This window comes from Mycobacterium sp. M23085, from assembly GCF_045343915.1.
In the GTDB taxonomy this organism is placed as follows: Bacteria; Actinomycetota; Actinomycetes; order Mycobacteriales; family Mycobacteriaceae; genus Mycobacterium.
In genome coordinates, this window is sequence record NZ_CP174280.1 from 995687 (window position 1) to 1014844 (window position 19158).

Sequence of the window (19158 nt, forward strand, 5' to 3'; positions counted from 1 at the left end):
GGTGACCGATTCGCCGGTAATCAACCGCTGTTGCGCAGCGCGCTGGCCAGCCCGTTCATCGTCAGCAAAATGCCGCGCTGCACCAGTTCGTCGTCATCGCCGGAACGGTAGCGGCGGAGCAACTCCACCTGCAGGTGATTCAGCGGTTCGAGGTAGGGGAAGCGGTTGAACACCGAGCGCGCCAGCGCCGGATTGTCCGCGAGCAGGTTGTCCTGGCCGGTGATGAGCTTGTGCATGGCGATGGTCCGCCGGTGCTCGTCGACGATCTTGTCGAAGACCCGGTGCCGCAATTCCTCGTCGTCGACCAATTCGGCGTAGCGCGCCGCCAGGCCGAGGTCGCTCTTGGCCAGCACCTGGGCCAGGTTCGACAGCACGCTGCGGAAAAACGGCCAGCGCTGGTACAAGTCGTGTAGGACGCTCACCCGCTCGCTTTCGCTTTCCGGGCCCGCCGCGATCCACCGCTCGAACGCCGACCCGGTGCCATACCAGCCGGGCAGCATGACCCTCGACTGACTCCACGCCAGCACCCAGGGGATGGCCCGCAGGTCCGAGATGGACTGGGTGGGTTTGCGCGAGGTGGGCCGGCTGCCGATGTTCAGCGAGCCGATCTCGCTGACCGGGGTGGAAGCCATGAAGTAGTCGACGAAACCCGTTGTGTCGTGCACCAATTCGGCATAGGCGCGCCGCGCCAGCTCGGCCACCTCGTCGAGCACCGCATACGCCGGTTCGGCGGCGTCACCCAATCCCTCCACGTCCAACAGCGTGGATTCCAGCGTGGCGGCCACCAGGCTCTCCAGATTGCGTTGCGCCGCTTGCGGTTCGGCGTATTTCGCCGCGATCACCTCGCCCTGCTCGGTGAGCCGCAGCGAACCGTTCACCGCTCCCGGGGGCTGCGCCAGGATGGCCTCGTAGCTCGGCCCTCCGCCGCGGCCGACGGTGCCGCCGCGACCGTGGAAGAGCCGCAACCGGATCCCGGATTTGCGCGCCACCTCGACCAGGGCCAGCTCGGCCCGGTACACCGCCCAGCTGGAGGCCAGGTATCCGCCGTCCTTGTTCGAGTCCGAATAGCCCAGCATCACTTCCTGGCTGTCGTCGCGGGCGGCCACCAGTGCACGGTAAATCGGCAATTCAAGCATCGCGTGCAGGATCGTCGCGCCGTTGTGCAGGTCGTCGATGGTCTCGAACAGCGGCGAGATGCCCACCGGGCAGTACGGCTCATCCCCGGACGCGTCGATCAGGCCCGCCTCCTTGAGCAGGATCGCGGCCTCCAGCACGTCGGAGACCGAGCGGCACATGGAGATCACGTAGTTGGGCACGGCGGCGGGACCGTAGCGCTGGATGGCGTGCGCGGCCGCGCGCATTACGCCCAGCTCTTTGCGGGCCAGCTCGGACAGTTCTGCGCGGTCGCCGACCAGCGGACGTCGGGTGCCCAGCTCGGCGGCCAACATCTCGACCCGCTCGTCTTCGGGTAGTGAACCGTAGTCGGGGTGCACCCCGGCCCACGCCAGCAGCTCGGCGACCACTTCCTCGTGCACGTCGCTGTTTTGCCGCATGTCCAGGCCGCACAGATGAAACCCGAAGACCCGCACGCCTTCTCGCAACAGCGCCAGGCGGTCGTCGGCCAGCAGGGCGCTGCCGTGCCCGCGCAGCGACGCATCGATGGTGTCCAGGTCGGCCTGCAGTTCGGCCGGTGCTGTGTACGGCGGCAGCCCCAGGTCCAGTTCGTGTTGCGGCCGGCGGTCCAGGATCTCGGCGCCCGTCGCGGTCAGCCGGGCGCGGACCACGCGCACCGCGCGCCGGTACGGCTCGTCGGCGCGGGCCTTCTCCGCGCAGCCCTCGGCCAGTTCGGTCAGCTCGGGGGTGACCGCGACCAGGCGGGCCGACATCGACAGCTCCTGTTCCAGGGCGGTCAGTTCGGCCAGGTAGTGCGCCAGCGCGGTGAAGGCGGCGTTGCCGGTGGCCTGGCGCACCACGTCGCCCGTCACGTTCGGGTTGCCGTCGCGGTCCCCGCCGATCCACGAACCGGGCTGCAGGATCGGCTGACTCAGCAGGTCGGCGTCGGGCCAGCAGGCCCGCAGCGCGTCCCGGACCTCGGCGTTGACCTGTGGGATCACCCGGAAGAAGGCGGCGGCGTAGTAACGCAGCCCCACCTCGATCTCGTCGGTGATCTGCAGCCGGGACAAACGGATCAGCGCAGTCTGCCATAGCGTGAGGACCTGGCGGCGCAGCTCCAGTTCGATGTTGCGGCCGTCGTCGGTCTCCTGGTGCCCCTCGGCGTGCAGCCGCATCAGTTCGGTGATCCGGTGCTGGGTGACGAAGACCGTGCGCCGGCGGGTCTCGGTGGGGTGCGCGGTGATCACCGGTGCCACCACGGCCCCCTTCAGCGCCGTGGCGACCGTGGCCGAATCTAATTGCGCCCGATCGAGTTTGGCGTAGGTCGCGGCCAGGCTGCTGTCCTGCGGCGGTTCGCCGGCGGCGACGTGGATCGCCCGGCGGCGTTCCCGGTGGATGTCTTCGGCGACGTTGGCCAGCAATGCGAAGTGGCTGAACGCCCGGATGACCGGGATGGCCCGGTGGATGTCGATGCCATCGAACATCCGCGCCAGTTCGGCCCGGTCGATCTCGGAGCGCCGCACCCGGAACGATTCCACCCGGGCCCGTTCGACGAGCTCGAACACCTCGGGTCCGTTCTGCTCGCGCACGGTGTCACCCAGAATGGCGCCCAGCAGCCTGATATCGGCCCGCATCGGTTCGGTCGCCTCACGGCCCACCAGGGTGCGCTGCACGGCACCGATCGGTTCCAGCGTGCCCTCGGATGCCTCAGCCATGGGACCCAGTATCGATGCGAATGTCCGTCTCCGCCCGTCCAGGGTCACCCGCAGCCGCGAATCACCGTGACGCGCACCGGGTCAGATCACCGTGATGTGGCTGGAATGGCCGGCCGGGGTCGCGCAGGTGTGGCTGCCCCAGCAGCAGAATTACGACGCGATCGCGCTCGCCGCGCTCGTCGGAGCCGCCGTGCCCGGGCTGGGTGTGGGGACGGCGGTGGTGCCGATCAACCCCCGTCACCCGCTGATCGTCGCCTCATTGGCGCAAACGGCGCAGGCCGCCGCGCACGGCAACTTCAGCCTCGGGTTGGGACTGGGTGCCCGCCAAGTGGAACGCCCGGCGTTCGGCACCGAATGGCCCAACCCCATCACCCGGCTACGCGAGCACCTGACGATCCTGGCCTCGGTGTTCAACACCGGCGGCGTCGACTTTCACGGCAGCGAAATCAGTGCCAGCCCCACCTGGCCGGTGCGGGTCCCCGGCGGCACACCGATACCGGTGTACGTGGCGGCGATGGGCCCCAAGGCATTGCGCGTCACCGGTGAGCTGGCCGATGGCACACTGCCCTACCTGGCCGGGCCACGGACCATCGAAGAATTCATCGTGCCCGAGATCACCAAGGCGGCGGCCGAGGTGGGCCGCCCGGCTCCGCGCGTCATCGCCGCGGTGCCGGTGCTGTTGTCCGGCGATGTCGAGGCCGGCCGCAGCATCGCCGCCCAACAGCTGAGCTTTTACCAGACCATTCCGTCGTATCGCAACGTGATCGCCCGAGAAGGCCTGGCCAGTGTGGTGGACCTCGCCGCGATCGGGCCCGAGGAGTCTGTCGCACGCCAGCTACGCCGCTACCGGGACGCCGGCGCCACCGACCTCGTGCTCAGGCCGCTGGACCGGTCCGACTCGGCCGACCGCGAAGCGCTCTGGCGACTCACCGCGGCGCTGTGAGGGCGCGGCGCGTCAGCGGTACTTGATCAGCAGCGCCATGCCGATGATGCACACCAGCCAGATGGCGGTGATGAAATACGTCAGCCGGTCCAGGTTCTTTTCCACCACCGTGGACCCGGACAGGCTGGACTGCACGCCGCCACCGAACAGCGTGGACAGGCCGCCACCCTTGGCGCGGTGCAGCAGCACCAGTAGCACCACCAGGATGCTGGTGACGACCAGGGTGATCTGCAAAGCCAATTGCATGACGGCCAGCCTACCGGGGCGGAGCCGTTCTCAAGGCAGCGGCCCACCGGCGGCGATGGCCGCCAGCGTGGCGAACTGCTCGCCGTCCAGGGACGCGCCGCCGACCAACCCGCCGTCGATGTCGTCACGGGCGACCAGCTCGCCGATGTTCTTGGCGTTCACCGAGCCGCCGTAGAGCACCCGCACCGAGTCGGCGACCTCTGCCGAGGCGAGCGACGCCAACTCCTTGCGGATGGCCGCGCACACCTCCTGGGCGTCGGCCGCGCTGGCCACCCGCCCGGTGCCGATCGCCCACACCGGTTCGTAGGCGATGACCACCTTGCCGATCTGTTCGGCCGACAGCCCGGCCAGCGAGCCGCGCAGCTGCTCTTCACAGTGGCCGACGTGGTTGCCCGCCTCGCGCACCTCGAGGTGCTCCCCGATGCACACGATCGGGGTCAGTTCGTGCTTGAGCGCCGCGGCCGTCTTGGCCGCCACCACCGCGTCGTCCTCGTAGTGGTAGGTCCGCCGCTCGGAGTGCCCGACGACGACGAACGTGCAACCCAGCTTGGCCAGGAAGGCACCGCTGATGTCGCCGGTGTAGGCGCCGGAGTCGTGCTGGGACAGGTCCTGCCCGCCATAGGTCAGCCGCAGTTTGTCGCCGTCGACCAGGGTTTGCACGCTGCGCAGATCGGTGAACGGCGGCAGCACCGTGACATCCACCTTGTCGTAATACTTGTCCGGCAACGCGAACGCGATCTTTTGCACCAGCGCGATGGCCTCGAAGTGGTTGAGGTTCATCTTCCAGTTGCCGGCGATCAGCGGTTTGCGACTCACGGCTCTGGGCCTCCTAGTTGTGGTCGGGCTGGGGTCGGCTCAACACCTCGATACCCGGAAGCGTCTTGCCCTCAAGGTATTCCAGCGACGCTCCGCCACCGGTGGAGATGTGCGAGAAGGCGTCCTCCGGGATGCCCAGCGCGCGCACCGCTGCCGCGGAGTCGCCGCCGCCCACCACGCTGAACGCGCCCTTGCGGGTGGCCGCGGCGATCGCCTCGGCGACACCCTTGGTGCCCGACGCGTACGCCGGGAACTCGAACACGCCCATCGGACCGTTCCAGAAGATGGTCTCGGCGTTGGCCAGCAACGCGGCAAAGCGCTTAATCGAACCCGGGCCGATGTCCAAGCCCATCAGCTCGTCGGGAATCGCGTTGGCGGCGACGAATTGTGGCGGGGAATCGGCGGCGAACTTCTCGGTCACCACGATGTCGCCGGGCAGCCGCAAGACGTCGGCATAGGTGTCCAGCAGGCCCCGGCAGGTCTCCACCATTTCTTCTTCCAGCAGCGACTTGCCCACCGAATATCCTTGTGCGGCAAGGAAGGTGAAGCACATACCGCCGCCGATCACGATGCTGTCGGCCTTGGTTGCCAGCGATTCGATGACGCCGAGCTTGTCGGACACCTTCGATCCGCCGAGCACCACCGCATAGGGGCGCTTGGTGGAGCTGGTCAGCTGCTCCAGCACCTGGATCTCCTCGGCGACCAGCGTGCCGGCGTAGTGCGGCAGCAGGGTCGCGACGTCGTACACGGAAGCCTGCTTACGGTGCACCACGCCGAACCCGTCCGAGACGAAAGCGCCTGCGGGACCGACCAATTCGGCCAGCTGGCGGGCCAATGCCAGCCGCTCGCCGTCGTCCTTGCTGGTCTCGCGGGGGTCGAAGCGGACGTTCTCCAGCAGCAGCACGTCGCCGTCGGTCAGCCCCTCGGCGCGCGCCAAGGCATCGGTGCCAACCACGTCGCCGGCCAGTTGCACATGCCTGCCGAGTTGCTCACCGAGCGCCGCGGCGACGGGCGCCAGCGACAGCTTCGGGTCGGCGCCGTCCTTGGGCCGCCCCAGGTGCGCGGCGACCACCACCTTGGCGCCCGCGTCGACCAACGCCCTCAGCGTCGGCACCGAGGCGGTGATCCGGCCGGGATCGGTGATCTTGCCGTCATCCAGCGGCACGTTCAGATCGCAGCGCACCAGCACGCCGCGTCCGGAAACGCCCTCGGCGAGAAGGTCTTTCAGGTTTTGGACGGCCACGGTCTACAGCGACTTGCCGACCAGGGCGACCAGGTCGACGAGGCGGTTGGAGTAGCCCCATTCGTTGTCGTACCAGGACACCACCTTGGCCTGGTTGTCGATCACCTTGGTCAGGCCGGAGTCGAAGATCGAGCTGTGCGGGTCGGTGACGATGTCGCTGGACACGATCGGCGCGTCGTAGTACTTCAGGATGCCCTTCATGGGTCCCTCGGCGGCGGCCTTCATCGCGGCATTGATCTCGTCGGCGGTAGCGGACTTCTTCAGCTCGGCGGTGAGGTCGGTGACCGAGCCGGTGGGGATCGGCACCCGCAGCGCGTACCCGTCCAGCTTGCCCTTCAGCTCCGGCAGCACCAGGCCGATCGCCTTGGCCGCGCCGGTGGAGGTCGGCACGATGTTCAGCGCGGCGGCGCGGGCGCGGCGCAGGTCCTTGTGCGGCCCGTCCTGCAGGTTCTGGTCCTGGGTGTAGGCGTGGACGGTGGTCATCAGGCCCTTGACGATGCCGAACTCGTCGTTGAGGACCTTGGCGATCGGTCCGAGGCAGTTCGTGGTGCACGAGGCGTTGGAGATGATGTTCTGGCTGCCGTCGTACTTGTCGTCGTTGACGCCCAGCACGATGGTGATGTCCTCGCCGGTGGCGGGCGCGGAGATGATCACCTTCTTGGCGCCGGCGTCCAGGTGGCCCTTGGCCTTGGCGGCGTTGGTGAAGATGCCGGTGGACTCGACGACGACGTCGACCCCCAGGTCGCCCCAGGGCAGCGCCGCCGGGCCTTCCTTGACCTCGAGCGCCTTGATCTTCTTGCTGCCGACGACGATGGTGTCGTCACCCTCGAGGCTGACGTCGTGCGGCAGGCGGCCCAGGATGGAATCGAATTTCAGCAGGTGCGCCAGGCTGGCGTTGTCGGTGAGGTCATTGACGGCGACCACCTCGATGTCCGCGGTGCCCTGTTCCTGCTGGGCCAGTAAGGCCCGGTAGAAGTTCCGCCCGATTCGACCGAAGCCGTTGATACCTACTCGGACCGTCACTTGTCTCTCCTGTCGCTTTCTTGCCTGTGTCCGCTATATGCGCTCGTCGCCAGCCTAGATCAGTGGTGGCTACCGTTGCCGCGCCGGTGTATCACCCGTGATGTCGACCACACGCGGCAGCTACCGGCGACGCTTCCGCAGCCACCCCAGGGCCGCCTCGGCGGCGTAGTACCCGCACAGGCCGTGGATGCCGGCTCCCGGCGGCGTGGACTGCGAACACAGGTAGACGCCCGGCACACCGGTCGCATACGGGTGGACCGAGATGCGCGGCCGCAGGATGACCTGGAGCTTGTCGTTGGCACCGCCGAGGATGTCGCCGCCGATGTAGTTGGGGTTGTAGGCCGCCAGCTCGGCGGTGCTTTTGCTGACCGTCGCGACGATGCGGTCGCGAAACCCCGGGGCGAACCGCTCGATCTGGTCGATGACGGCCGCGGTGGCATCGCCGGTGTAGCCGAACGGCACGTGCGCGTAGGCCCAGACCGGGTTGACGTCGCCCGCCGAGCGGGACGGGTCGGCCAGGTACTGCTGCCCGACGAGAACGAACGGCCGCCGGGCCATCTTGCCTTGGGCGCGTCGGCGTTCGGTGTCGGCGATCTCGGCGAAGCTGCCGCCGAGGTGCACGCTGCCGGCGCGCCTGCAGTCGGGGTTGGTCCAGGGGATGTCGCCCCGGACGGCGAAGTCGACCTTGAACGCCGAGGACCCCTGGCGGTAGCGCCGGTAGGACCGTTTGATGCGGCCGGGCATGACGTCGCCATAGATCTTCAGCGCGGCGGCCGGGGTCAGGTCGAGCATGACGATGTCGGCGTCCGGAATGTCCCGTCGGCCGGTGACGGTCACCCCGGTGGCGATGGCGCCGCCGTGCGCTTCCAGGGCCGCGGCCAGGGCGCGGGTGATCGACCCGGAACCGCCTTCGGCGACGGGCCACCCGTAGCGGTGCCCGCTGGCCAGAAAGAGCAGCCCCAGCGACGCGGTGAGCGGGCGGTCCAGCCGGGTGTAGATGTGCGCGGCGGCACCGCCGAACAGCGCGCGGGCCTGCTCGGTGCGAAACCAGCGAGCCATCATGGTGGCCGGCAGCAGCGCCCGCGGCCCGAAGCCGGCCAGGCGCACCGGGTGGTGCGGGATGCGCAGCACCGGGCGCAGCAAGTCCTGCGCCAGCTGATCGAACCCGGCGGCGAGATCGCCCACGGCCCGGCGCCACCGGGTCGCGTCGGGCCCCAGGCCGGCCGTCGTCCGCTCGATCGATCGGTAGAGCACACCGGCGGTGCCGTCATCGAGCGGATGCGCGCAGTCGATTTCGGGCCACTTCCAGACCAGCCCGTAGCTGGGCAGGTCGATCTCTGCCCAGAACGGCGAACCGACGCCGAACGGGTGGAAGGCCGAGCAGATGTCGTGGATCACGCCGGGCAGCGTCAGCTCCGCGGAGCGCGCTCCCCCGCCGACGGTGTCGCGGGCCTCCAGCACCTGCACGTCGACACCCTGGCGGGCGAGGTGGATCGCGGCGGCCAGGCCGTTGGGCCCGGCGCCGACGACGACCGCGGTGGTCATCGAGTACTGCGTTGCGTCGTCCGCGGCGATCGCAAGCGCGGCGAAGCCGGGCGCGGCGGGTCGCCGCCATCGATGACATGGACGGGGTAGTCGTCGCCGGGCTCGGGCCAGGGCTGTCGGCTCAGCATGTCTTTGACGTCGACGTACCCCGCTTCGATCAGGCCGGTCTTGGCGTCGATGATGCGGTAGGCCTGCGTTTGGCGCTGGATCGGTTGGGCCTCCAGGATGATCACCCGCACGTCGCCCTCGTCGAAGCCGCAGCGCCGCTGCACGGCGGCCAGCAGCTGTTCGTTGTGCAGGTGGCCTTCGCCGAAGTTCCACCCGATCAGGGGACCGGCGATGATCTCGCCGTCGCGCAACAGGTAGTCGGCCTCATCGGCGCCGTCGGGCAAGGCCCGCGGCACCAGCCCGCCCAACGCCCGCCCGTGGGTGTGCATGGACCGCCAGGCCATCAGCTTGTCGATCATCAGTTCGGCCGTTTGCGGATCGTAAAGCCGGGCAAGCTGATTGGGCGCCAGCGCCGACGCCTTGGTGATGTTCGCCTCGATCTTGTCCTCGGTGCCCCTGCGCAAGCACCAGGTGCTGGTGGCCCAGTTCCCCGCGTAGTAGCGCATCGCCGGCAGGAATGAAATCTGTTGCGGGAAGAGGTTTCCCACGATCGGCACCACTGCGAGCGCGGCGATCAGGATGATCAGCAGCAGCGGCGAGCGCAGCCCGGTGGCCGTGACACCGGCGTAGTGCCCGAACAGATAGAACAGCGAAAAGATGAAGAAGACGTTCCACTCCAACGGCACTCCCATCGGAATGGTGGAAATGATGTTGAGGTGGAACAGCACCATGAAGGCGATCAGGAACCACGCCCAGCGGTGACCGTCGGCGACGAACACCAACACCAGCGGCACCAGAAACTCCGCCGTCGTCCCGCCGACGTGGGCCATGATCTTCGGTATCCATGACGGCCGCAGGTCGTTGACCGGGTCGAGGTAGAGCCGGCGCTTGAACCAGTTGAACGCCCGGCCGCGCAGCAGTGGGCTGTTGCTCATCATGACCGCCACCACATACGGGAAGTGGTGGTTGAGCTTGGAGGTCGCCGCGCCCCACCACAGCGCCACCATGATGATCTTGAAAGCTGCGATCTGGTCGGTGAACCCGAAGAAGAACACCAGCATGGTCAGCCCATAGTGTTCGCCGCGCGCGGCCAGGAAGATGGTCTTGTCCCGCAGACCCAGCAGCGCCAGCGCGACGATGGCGGGCACGACCACGATGGGGTCGATCAGGCCGACGTCGCCGGCCGGGGTGACCGGGCCGCCCCGGCCCGGGGAGAGCAGCGCCCAGACGCCGGATGCCAGCACGACGAGGTACAGCGCGACGTCGACGACGGTGCGGCTGTCCCCGCGGGTGAACGGAACCTTGTCCGGCCACGCCGGCAATCGAATGGTGTTGGGCCGCAACCAATACAGAAAGCCACCGAACGGCGGCCAGAACCGCGCGGTCAGCGGCCCGGATCCGCAGCCCAGGCCCAGGATCTCGAACAGCAGCGTGAAGACGACCAGCTTCTGGTACACGATCGGCTGCGTCCACCAGTCGACGAGGTGGCCAAGCCCGCCCAGCCCCGGCGTCAGCGAGATCACCGCTGCCGCACCCGCGACATACCCGGCGATCTTGAAGACGTAGAACAGATAGACCGCGTATGGCGATCCGAAACCGTGTTCGACCCAGTGCCGGGTCATGATCTGGCGCCGCGTCGAGCGCGGCAACCGCAGCCACGTCTGCGGGTCGACATCGGGAAACTCTGGAGCCATGAAACCCATGGGCGGCCTCGTTCCTATCTAGAAACCAGCTGGCCCATAGAATGTATCGGCACCGGTTACCCGGGAGTGGGTCGACGACGAAACCCGCTGCGGCACAAAGTGATTCAGCGTTGACGGTCGACCAGGCGGCGCACCACCGGGCGCGCTTGAGGCGCACCCGCGCCCGGTGCCGGGCGGACAAATCGCCGGCGCAGCTTGTCGATCAGGACGTCCACGGTCCGCCGATCCTGCTCGGCGATGCGCGCCAGGCGACGCAGGCTCGCCACGGCGTCGAGGTCTGCCTTGGCTTCCGCGGCGGCCAGCTTGCGCTGATACTCGTCGATGCGCTGATCGATGAGGCCGCGCCGGCCGACGAGCAGCCGCACGAAGTAGTCGGCCTGCAGCTGATCCGCGGTATCCGGCGCGGCGGCGGCCAGCGCACCGGCGGCCCGCTCGAGGGCCGGTGCGGGCCGGGCCGGTTCTTGACCCCGACGAGTGGTTTCCGCGCGGGCCACGCCGAGGTGAAGCCGGCGCCCGTGCCGATCCCGGGTGCCAACTGACCTGCCGGTTGCGCTGGAGCGTGCGCGACGCTCGGGTGGTAGGCCGGCTACGTCCATCGGGTCCCCTTTACTCGAGGATGGCTCAGGGCGCCGTAACAATAACGCTACGCACCGTCGCGCACCATATGCCCGGACGAAATAGGGTGAAACACCCTGACAGCAGCAAGGGTCCGGTCGCTACCATCGAAGGACTCGACTCGCCCCCCCAACCTCAAGGGGCCTGGTGCGAGCGTCAAGGGAGGAACGTGACCGACAACGGCAACCCCGGCGGCGGGGACATCGGCAAATTCGACCCCGGCTTGACCCAGCGCCTGATGGCGGTGATGCGCCCGGTCCTGAAGACCTACTTCCGGTCCGAGGTGCACGGCCTGGAGGCGTTCCCGCCCGGCGGAGCGCTGGTGGTCGGTAACCATTCCGGCGGCATGTTCCCGATGGACGTCCCGATCTTCAGCGTCCACTTCTACGACAAATTCGGCTACGACCGGCCGGTCTACACGCTGAGCCACGACATCCTGATGACCGGCCCCACCGCAGACCTCTTCCGGCGCACCGGATACATCCGGGCCAACCGGGAGAACGCCGCCGAGGCGTTGCGGTCCGGCGGGGTGGTGATCGTCTTTCCCGGCGGCGACTACGACGCCTACCGGCCCACCCTGTCGGAGAACGTGATCGACTTCAACGGCCGCAAGGGATACATCCGCACGGCGATCGAGGCCGGCGTCCCGATCGTGCCGGCGGTGTCCATCGGCGGGCAGGAGACCCAGCTCTACCTGACCCGCGGCACCTGGCTGGCCGAGCGGCTGGGCATTAAACGCTTGCTGCGCAGCGCGATTCTGCCGCTGTCGTTCGGCTTCCCGTTCGGCCTGAGCGCGGTCATCCCGCCGAACCTGCCGCTGCCCGCCAAGATCGTGACCCAGGTGCTGCCGCCGATCGACATCGCCATACAGTTCGGCGACGACCCCGACGTCGACGAGGTCGACGAGTACGTGCGGTCGGTGATGCAGCAGGCCCTGACCGAGCTCGCCGCCAAGCGTCGCTTCCCGGTCCTGGGCTGACCGATGCCGAATCCGTTGAGCGAGACCCTCGGCCTGGTCACCACGCTGAGCCGCGCTCGCATGATCGCGCCGATGCGGCCCGACCGCTACTTCAAGATGGCCGCGGCCATGCGCCGCGAAGGCATGGGCATGACGGTCGGCTTCGCCAGTGCTGCGCAGCGCTGCCCGGACCGCCCCGGGCTGATCGACGAACTCGGCACACTGACCTGGCGGCAGCTCGACGAACGGATCAACGCCTTCGGCGCCGCGCTGCAACAGCTGTCCGCGGGCCAGCCGAAGGTCGTGGGGATCATGTGCCGCAATCACCGCGGCTTCGTCGAGGCGGTGGTGGGCACCAACCGGATCGGCTCCGACGTCGTGCTGCTCAACACGTCGTTCGCCGGGCCCGCGCTGGCCGAGGTGGTCAACCGCGAGGGCGTCGACGCCGTGGTGTACGACGAGGAATTCACCCCGACGGTGGACCGCGCGCTGGCCGACAAGCCGGACGCCGCACGCATCGTGGCCTGGACCGACGGGGAACACGAGCTCACGGTTGAGAAGCTGATCGCCGAGCACGCCGGGCAACGACCGCAGCGCTCCGGCCGCAAGGGCCGGATGATCCTGCTCACCTCCGGTACCACCGGAACACCCAAGGGCGCCAACCAAACCGGCGGCAACGCCGGGATCGGCACGCTCAAGGCAATTCTGGACCGCACGCCGTGGCGGGCCGAGGAAAACATCGTCATCGTCGCGCCGATGTTCCACGCCTGGGGATTCTCCCAGTTGATCTTCGCCGCCTCCATGGCCTGCACGGTGATCACCCGCCGCAAATTCGACCCCGAGGCCACGCTGGATCTCATCGACCGCCACCAGGCCACCGGGCTCGCCGTGGTGCCGGTGATGTTCGACCGCATCATGGAGCTGCCCGCCGAGGTGCGGCGCCGCTACAGCGGCCGGTCGCTGAGATTCGCCGCGGCGTCGGGATCGCGGATGCGACCCGACGTGGTCATCGCGTTCATGGACGCGTTCGGCGACGTGATCTACAACAACTACAACGCCACCGAGGCCGGCATGATCGCGACGGCCACCCCGGAGGACCTGCGGGCCGCACCCGACACCGCGGGGCGACCGGCGGGAGGAACCGAAATCCAAATCCTGGACCCGGATTTCAACGAACTGCCCACGGGCGAGGTGGGCAGCATCTATGTGCGCAACAACACGCAGTTCGACGGCTATACCTCGGGTAGTACCAAGGACTTTCACGCCGGATTCATGTCCTCTGGCGACCTGGGATATCTGGATGAGGCGGGCCGCCTGTTCGTCGTCGGCCGCGACGACGAGATGATCGTCTCCGGCGGCGAGAACGTGTACCCGATCGAGGTGGAGAAGACCCTGGCGGCACACCCCGACGTGGCGGAGGCATCGGTGATCGGCGTGGACGACGAACAATACGGGCAGCGGCTGGCGGCCTTCGTGGTGCTGGAGCGCGACGCCACGCTCGACGCCGGCGCCGCCCCCGAGAGGCTCAAGCAGCACGTGCGGGAGAACCTGGCCAACTACAAGATCCCCCGCGAAATCACCGTGCTAAACGAACTTCCCCGCAGCAGCACCGGCAAGATCCTGCGCGCCGACTTGCAAGCGCGGGTGAACGGCTGATGCGGCTGGGCCGGACCTTTCGGAAACCTCGGCCACTGGCGCGGGCCGCGCTCGAATTGGCCAACGCCGCCAACGGATTACGCCCACTGGCCCGCAAGGGTTACAGCACCGTCCTGGTGTTCTGGTTCGGTTGGCCGACCTCCGAGGTGCCCGGCGTCTACTTCTCCGCCTCGCTGCTCGACGCGCTGCGCCGTGGTCGCCGCGGCGACTTCGCGGGACGGCGTGGCAAGGCCGCCCTGGCCCTGACGGTCGCGTCCTGGGCCATTCTGGGGGTGATCAAGTATCGCGGCGTCACCACTCCCGGCCCGGTGCTGGACGCGGGGCTGCGCGACGAACTCGGCGACGACTACCAAGAGGCGCTGAACAAGCTTCCCGAGACGGAGCCGACGCGCAGCGGGCGGCGCACCCTGCCGCTGGGCAACACCGTGGCGCGCCGCCGCTACGTCGAGAAGACCAACGTGGTGTCCTACGGTCCGCATGGCCGCGCCAACCTCGCCGACATCTGGCGCCGTCGCGACCTGCCGCGCGACGGCAAGGCGCCGGTCCTGCTGCAGGTGCCCGGCGGCGCCTGGGTGATCGGAATGCGCCGCCCCCAGGCCTATCCGCTGATGAGCCACCTGGCCGCGCGCGGCTGGGTGTGCGTGTCGATCGGCTACCGGGTGTCCCCGCGGCACACCTGGCCCGACCACATCGTCGACGTCAAGCGCGCGCTGGCCTGGGTCAAGGAGAACATCTCCCGCTACGGCGGCGACCCGGACTTCGTGGCGATCACCGGTGGATCGGCCGGCGGCCACCTGTGCTCGCTGGCTGCGCTGACGCCCAACGACCCGAAATTCCAGCCCGGCTTCGAAGATGCCGACACCTCGGTGGTCGCCGCGGTGCCGGTGTACGGGCGCTACGACTGGTTCTCCACCGAGGGCGAGGGCCGGCGCGAATTCGTGGACCTGCTCCAAAAGTTCGTCGTCAAGCGGAAATTCGCCACCCACCGCGACATCTACGTCGACGCCTCGCCGATCCGGCGGCTACGCGCCGACGCACCGCCGTTCTTCGTCCTGCACGGTCACGACGATTCGCTCATCCCGGTCGGCGAGGCCGAAGAGTTCGTCGAGGAGTTGCGCGCGGTGTCCAAGAACCCGGTCGCCTACGCCGAATTACCGCACGCCCAGCACGCTTTCGACATCTTCAGTTCCCCACGGGCCCATCGGTCCGCCGAAGCCGTGGCGCGGTTCCTGTCGTGGGTGTATGCCTCCCGGATTCAATGAATCCGCCCGAGCGCGACTAGACCTGCCCAGTGCGCTGTCGCAACAATGATCCGTCCGGTCCACCGTCATCCGGATAGGTGAGCAGGGCCGTCGGGGGATTTGCGGGATCCGACCATTGCTTTCGGTCGCGGTGCACCATACGTCCCAGCTACGGTTATGCAGTGATGTTCGGTCACGCATATTTAGAGCCAGATTGGCGGCGAGAAGCCCTGCGGACCAATCTGTGGCTTGTCCCTGCGATCGAAACGGCGGCCATATCGCTTCTCTTCTACGTCACTTATACGGCAGACCGCGCCGCCTATTACGGGCACATTCAGTTCCCGGAGTGGGTACTCAACGGTACCGCCGATACCGCGCGAGTCATCCTGACCACGATTGCCGCGGCGATCATCACCGTGATCGGCATCGTCTTCTCGATCACCATCGTTGTCCTGACGCTCGCCTCGACTCAATTCGGGCCGAGAATGTTGCGCAACTGCGTGCGCGACGTGGGAACACAAGTGGCACTTGGGGCTTTCGTTGCGACCTTTTGCTACACGATGATCACCCTGGTATCGGTCGGTGGTGGTGAAAAGGGTGAGTTTGTTCCGCATCTGTCGATCACGGTGGCTTTGGCGCTGACAATCACCAATGTCGGCGTGCTGATCTACTTCCTGAATCATGTCGCCGTGATGATTCAGCTACCCGTCGTGATCGCGCGCATCGCCAAAACTCTCAGCGCCGAGATCGAGGCAGAAAATCGGGCGGGTTTCCAAGCCGACGAGGCGGAGCGCGAACCGTACGAGGAATTGCTGGCTCGCCTGGCCGAGGGTGGTGCCCCGGTCCGCACCCCGCGCAGTGGCTACCTGCAAGTGATCCGAATGCAAAAACTGGTGAAGGTAGCCTCCAAGGCCGGTGCGGTCATCGAGCTGCCCTATCGCCCAGGCCATTTCTTCGTCGCGGGCCAGGTGATGGCGCGGGTGTGGCCGGCCAGCGCGGCCGCCGCGGTGGAGCAGAGTCTGGCTTTTGGCCATATCGCGGGCGCGTATCGCACACTCCCCCAAGATATTTCGTTCGGCATCGACCAACTGGTGGAGATTGCCCTGCGTGCGTTGTCACCCGCGGTCAACGACACCTTCACGGGAATGACCTGTGTCGACTGGATCGCCGACGGACTTTGCCGGATTTCGCGTTCGTGGCATCCGCGACGGATCCGGTGTGACGCGCGCGGAGAGATACGCGTGATCGCCTACCAGCCCGATTTCGAACGGTTGGTGCAACGGGCTTTTGACACGATCCGGCAGGCTGCAGCCGGCATGCCCGCGATCCTGATCCGGCAGCTCGATGCATTGGCCAAGATCGCCGAGCAGACGCCCGACCGGAGCCGGCACACAGTACTACGCGACCAAGCCGAGGCAATCCAGAGATTAAACCTGGATACGGTGGCAGACCAGGGCGACCGCGATGCCGTCACGCGTCACTATCAGGCGGTCATGGCATTGATCGGCTCGGGCGACAAACCAACGTCGTCCGAGACGCTTGCCAGTTAACGCGTTCCCCGCTCGATACGCGCGGCTACCCCAACAGGAAGTAGCGCACCCACAAGTAGCCAATGCCGATTATCGCCGACGTCGCGGTCACTACCGCCCCTCGTCGGGTGAATTCCCAGAAGGAGACGGCGCTGCCGGCGCGCTCGGCGATCCCGACGACGACGACGTTCGCGCTGGCCCCGACGGCGGTGAGGTTGCCGCCGAGGACGGTGCCCAGGATCAACGCCCACCACAGCACGCCGTGCGGGTTGAGGTGCTGATTCGACGCGGTGAACTGTCCGACGATCGGTGTCATCGTGGCGGCATAGGGGACGTTATTGACAAAGCCGCTGAAAAGGAAAGACACCCCGAGGATCAGTAGTGTCGTCATCCACGGCCCGCCACCGGTGGCATGGCTGGCCAAGTGCGCCAATTTGTCGATGACGCCGGTTTTGACCAGCGTTCCGACCATGATGAACAGCCCCGCAAAGAACAGCAGCGTCTCCCACTCGACGCTGGACAGATAAAACTCCCGGCCCAGACCGGAGATCACTATCAGGAGCCCGGCGCCGGTCATCGCCACGAGTGACGGCTCCATGTGGATCTGCTTGTGCGCGACGAACCCGGCGAAAACGGCGACCAGAACAATCCCGCAGTGGATCAGCAGCCGGGGATCGCGGATCGCTTCGCGTTCATCCATCGCCATGACATTGGCGATTCGCTCAGGGTCGGCAGTGAAAGCGCCGGGGAACATGGGGCGTAGTAGCGCAACCAGGGCGCCGAGAACGATGATGACCACGGGCGTCATGTTGGCCAGAAAGGACACAAAACTCAGGTTGGCTCCGGTGCCGATGATGATCGTGGTCGGGTCACCGACCAGCGTCGCCGCGCCGCCGATGTTGGCTGCGAACGCCTCGACGATGAGAAACGGGGAGGCAGCGACGTCCAACCGGTCGCACACCAATAGCGTCACCGGCGCGATCAACAAGACCGTGGTGACGTTGTCCAGGAAAGCCGATCCGAGCGCGGTGACCAGCAACAGCAGCACCATGATCCGCAGCGGGGAGCCCTTGGCCCGCTTGGCCGACCAGATCGCCACGTATTCGAATACGCCGGTCTGGCGCACGACGCTGACGATGATCATCATCCCCAGCAGCAGAAAGATGACATCCCAGTCGATCCCGGTGTCCTCCGAGTAAAAGACTTCATGGGAGTTGATGGACGGCAAGAAGAACATGGCCGTCGCGCCGGCCAGCGCCACCAGTGTCTTGTTAAAACGCTCGATGGTGATCAACCCGTAGGCGATCACGAACACCACGACCGCGTAAATCGCGTGAAACGCGCTCACCTGCCGTCCCCCCGTCGGGCAGGTGCGCGGCTCAGTACCGCGCACGGCCATCTACCGATCACGACTTCAGCACCGCGGCGAGCAAGCGTGAGGCCGTGATCACGCCAAGTAGGCTTCCACCCCTTTCCACCGGGATCAGCGGAGTGCGCAGCCTCGCCATTTTCGCAGCCACCTCGAGGACGGTCTCGTCGAATTCCGCGGGCGGCACGTTGACCAGATGCTCTGACAGCATGGCGCCGACCGCCTTGCCACGCAATCGGTCCGCGACGTGATCAGCAACCGACTCGCTCAGCACACCAGCCAGCAACGGGTCATCCTGGACAAAGCGCGGCACCACAAATCGAACCACTTGGGAGGCCGGTAGCACCGCGTACAGTCCGCCAGACGCGTCAACGACCAAGATCTCCGGAAGCCGTTGCTCAGCGATCATACGGACGGCCTCAACCGCGTCAGCATCGATACGGATCACCGGAAAGGCCTCAGCAATATCCTCGGCGCGCATGCGCCGACCCTAGCAATCGCAGCCCCGCGATCCCAGCATTCTTGACGAATGCTGAACGGCCGCGCGAGGCTTGGCCGCCCAGCCGCCGGACTCTCGCCGCCCTTGGCGTATCGCAGAGCGCAACACCTTTGCTGGGCCGTGTCATCATGCGGAACTGGCGACGTCGGCGTCGCCTCCACCGGCAGTGTTATGGATCAGCCGAGTTGATACACCTCTGAATAGACCCGCGACATATTTGACACCCCTGCAAGCTGGCGAGGTGTCGTGACGCAATGTTCTCCTCACCCGTTCAAAGCTCCGGCACTTCTTGTGCGACACCGCCTTTAGTGCCGCGAGCAGACCAAGAGACCGCACCGAATTTTTGTCGCTTTTCCGGTCATTTTTGCTGGATAAACATCACGTCAACAGCTATCTGAACCACGCAACCGCCGCAACGTTGTCCCTTCTAGATATTGTGGGATACACATAGCTGGCACTCCGCAGCCGAGATCGCTACAGGCCTTCCGGCCGGTCCGAATAATCCTCAGGGTGCCAACGTGATTCGTCCATGAATACAGAGGCATTCCCCGCTACCCGTAACTGCTGCCCGCCGCCGTAGCTAACTCGATGGCCAGGCCGATCTCGCTCGGATTGCCTCGGAGGCGCAGACGACGCAGACTAAGAACTTGCGGCTGCCGGAAAAGAAGCTGCCGGGCTCTCAAAATGGCAACCGCGGGGAGGAAAACCTTCGGCTCCCGGGATACGGCCAGATCGGAGGAGATCTGTGAAACACCAATCGCTGATGCTGACCCGTGGCGACCGGGAACATACCCGGTTCTTCGACCGTTCGTGGTCGCTCTGATCGCGAGGGTCGG

At 66.9% G+C, this 19158-nt stretch carries 14 protein-coding genes and 1 pseudogene; 5 read left to right on the forward strand and 10 right to left on the reverse strand.

What is annotated here, in order from left to right; translation table 11 throughout:
- Positions 1-20: 20 nt before the first annotated feature.
- Positions 21-2828 (reverse strand): phosphoenolpyruvate carboxylase, encoded by a 2808-nt coding sequence (gene ppc, locus ACIUM1_RS04080; protein ID WP_406815998.1) that lies wholly within the window; start codon positions 2826-2828, stop codon positions 21-23.
- 115 nt (positions 2829-2943) lie between these two features.
- Here ppc and ACIUM1_RS04085 point away from each other — a divergent pair.
- A pseudogene (locus ACIUM1_RS04085) lies at positions 2944-3771 on the forward strand (LLM class F420-dependent oxidoreductase); the annotation flags it as partial.
- A gap of 12 nt (positions 3772-3783) precedes the next feature.
- Here the strand turns inward: ACIUM1_RS04085 and secG are convergent.
- From secG to ACIUM1_RS04120, 7 genes are all read right to left on the reverse strand, one after another.
- Positions 3784-4017 (reverse strand): preprotein translocase subunit SecG, encoded by a 234-nt coding sequence (gene secG, locus ACIUM1_RS04090; protein ID WP_406815999.1) that lies wholly within the window; start codon positions 4015-4017, stop codon positions 3784-3786.
- 30 nt (positions 4018-4047) lie between these two features.
- Entirely contained in the window at positions 4048-4833 is a 786-nt protein-coding gene (gene tpiA, locus ACIUM1_RS04095; protein ID WP_406816000.1) for a triose-phosphate isomerase, read from the reverse strand.
- A gap of 13 nt (positions 4834-4846) precedes the next feature.
- A complete protein-coding gene (locus tag ACIUM1_RS04100) occupies positions 4847-6076 on the reverse strand; it encodes a phosphoglycerate kinase (protein ID WP_406816001.1) in 1230 nt (409 codons plus the stop codon).
- A 3-nt stretch (positions 6077-6079) separates the two neighbouring features.
- On the reverse strand, positions 6080-7099 hold the full coding sequence (gene gap / locus ACIUM1_RS04105; RefSeq protein ID WP_406816002.1) for a type I glyceraldehyde-3-phosphate dehydrogenase: 1020 nt from the start codon (positions 7097-7099) through the stop codon (positions 6080-6082).
- Between the two features lie 120 nt (positions 7100-7219).
- Complete coding sequence (locus ACIUM1_RS04110; protein WP_406816003.1) at positions 7220-8644, reverse strand: phytoene desaturase family protein; 1425 nt, start codon at positions 8642-8644, stop codon at positions 7220-7222.
- Complete coding sequence (locus tag ACIUM1_RS04115) at positions 8641-10455, reverse strand: DUF3556 domain-containing protein (protein ID WP_406816004.1); 1815 nt, start codon at positions 10453-10455, stop codon at positions 8641-8643. Before ACIUM1_RS04115 ends, ACIUM1_RS04110 begins: the two co-directional genes overlap by 4 nt.
- Positions 10456-10559: 104 nt before the next feature.
- Positions 10560-11051, reverse strand: a complete 492-nt coding sequence (locus ACIUM1_RS04120; protein WP_406816005.1) for a hypothetical protein — start codon at positions 11049-11051, stop codon at positions 10560-10562.
- A gap of 257 nt (positions 11052-11308) precedes the next feature.
- Here ACIUM1_RS04120 and ACIUM1_RS04125 point away from each other — a divergent pair, with 257 nt between their 5' ends.
- From ACIUM1_RS04125 to ACIUM1_RS04140, 4 genes are all read left to right on the forward strand, one after another.
- Positions 11309-12049 (forward strand): lysophospholipid acyltransferase family protein, encoded by a 741-nt coding sequence (locus ACIUM1_RS04125; RefSeq protein WP_406817523.1) that lies wholly within the window; start codon positions 11309-11311, stop codon positions 12047-12049.
- Positions 12050-12052: 3 nt separating this feature from the next.
- On the forward strand, positions 12053-13684 hold the full coding sequence (gene fadD12 / locus ACIUM1_RS04130; protein WP_406816006.1) for an acyl-CoA ligase FadD12: 1632 nt from the start codon (positions 12053-12055) through the stop codon (positions 13682-13684).
- Positions 13684-14946 (forward strand): alpha/beta hydrolase, encoded by a 1263-nt coding sequence (locus ACIUM1_RS04135; RefSeq protein WP_406816007.1) that lies wholly within the window; start codon positions 13684-13686, stop codon positions 14944-14946. The genes fadD12 and ACIUM1_RS04135 overlap by 1 nt, the downstream gene beginning before the upstream one ends.
- Before the next feature lie 164 nt (positions 14947-15110).
- The gene (locus tag ACIUM1_RS04140; protein ID WP_406817524.1) at positions 15111-16475 is read left to right on the forward strand and encodes a DUF2254 domain-containing protein; all 1365 of its coding nucleotides are present in this window, start codon (positions 15111-15113) and stop codon (positions 16473-16475) included.
- A gap of 25 nt (positions 16476-16500) precedes the next feature.
- Here ACIUM1_RS04140 and ACIUM1_RS04145 read toward each other — a convergent pair whose 3' ends face one another.
- Both ACIUM1_RS04145 and ACIUM1_RS04150 read right to left on the reverse strand, forming a co-directional pair.
- The gene (locus tag ACIUM1_RS04145) at positions 16501-17802 is read right to left on the reverse strand and encodes an SLC13 family permease (protein ID WP_406816008.1); all 1302 of its coding nucleotides are present in this window, start codon (positions 17800-17802) and stop codon (positions 16501-16503) included.
- A 58-nt stretch (positions 17803-17860) separates the two neighbouring features.
- Positions 17861-18304 (reverse strand): CBS domain-containing protein, encoded by a 444-nt coding sequence (locus ACIUM1_RS04150; RefSeq protein ID WP_406816009.1) that lies wholly within the window; start codon positions 18302-18304, stop codon positions 17861-17863.
- Positions 18305-19158: the final 854 nt, after the last annotated feature.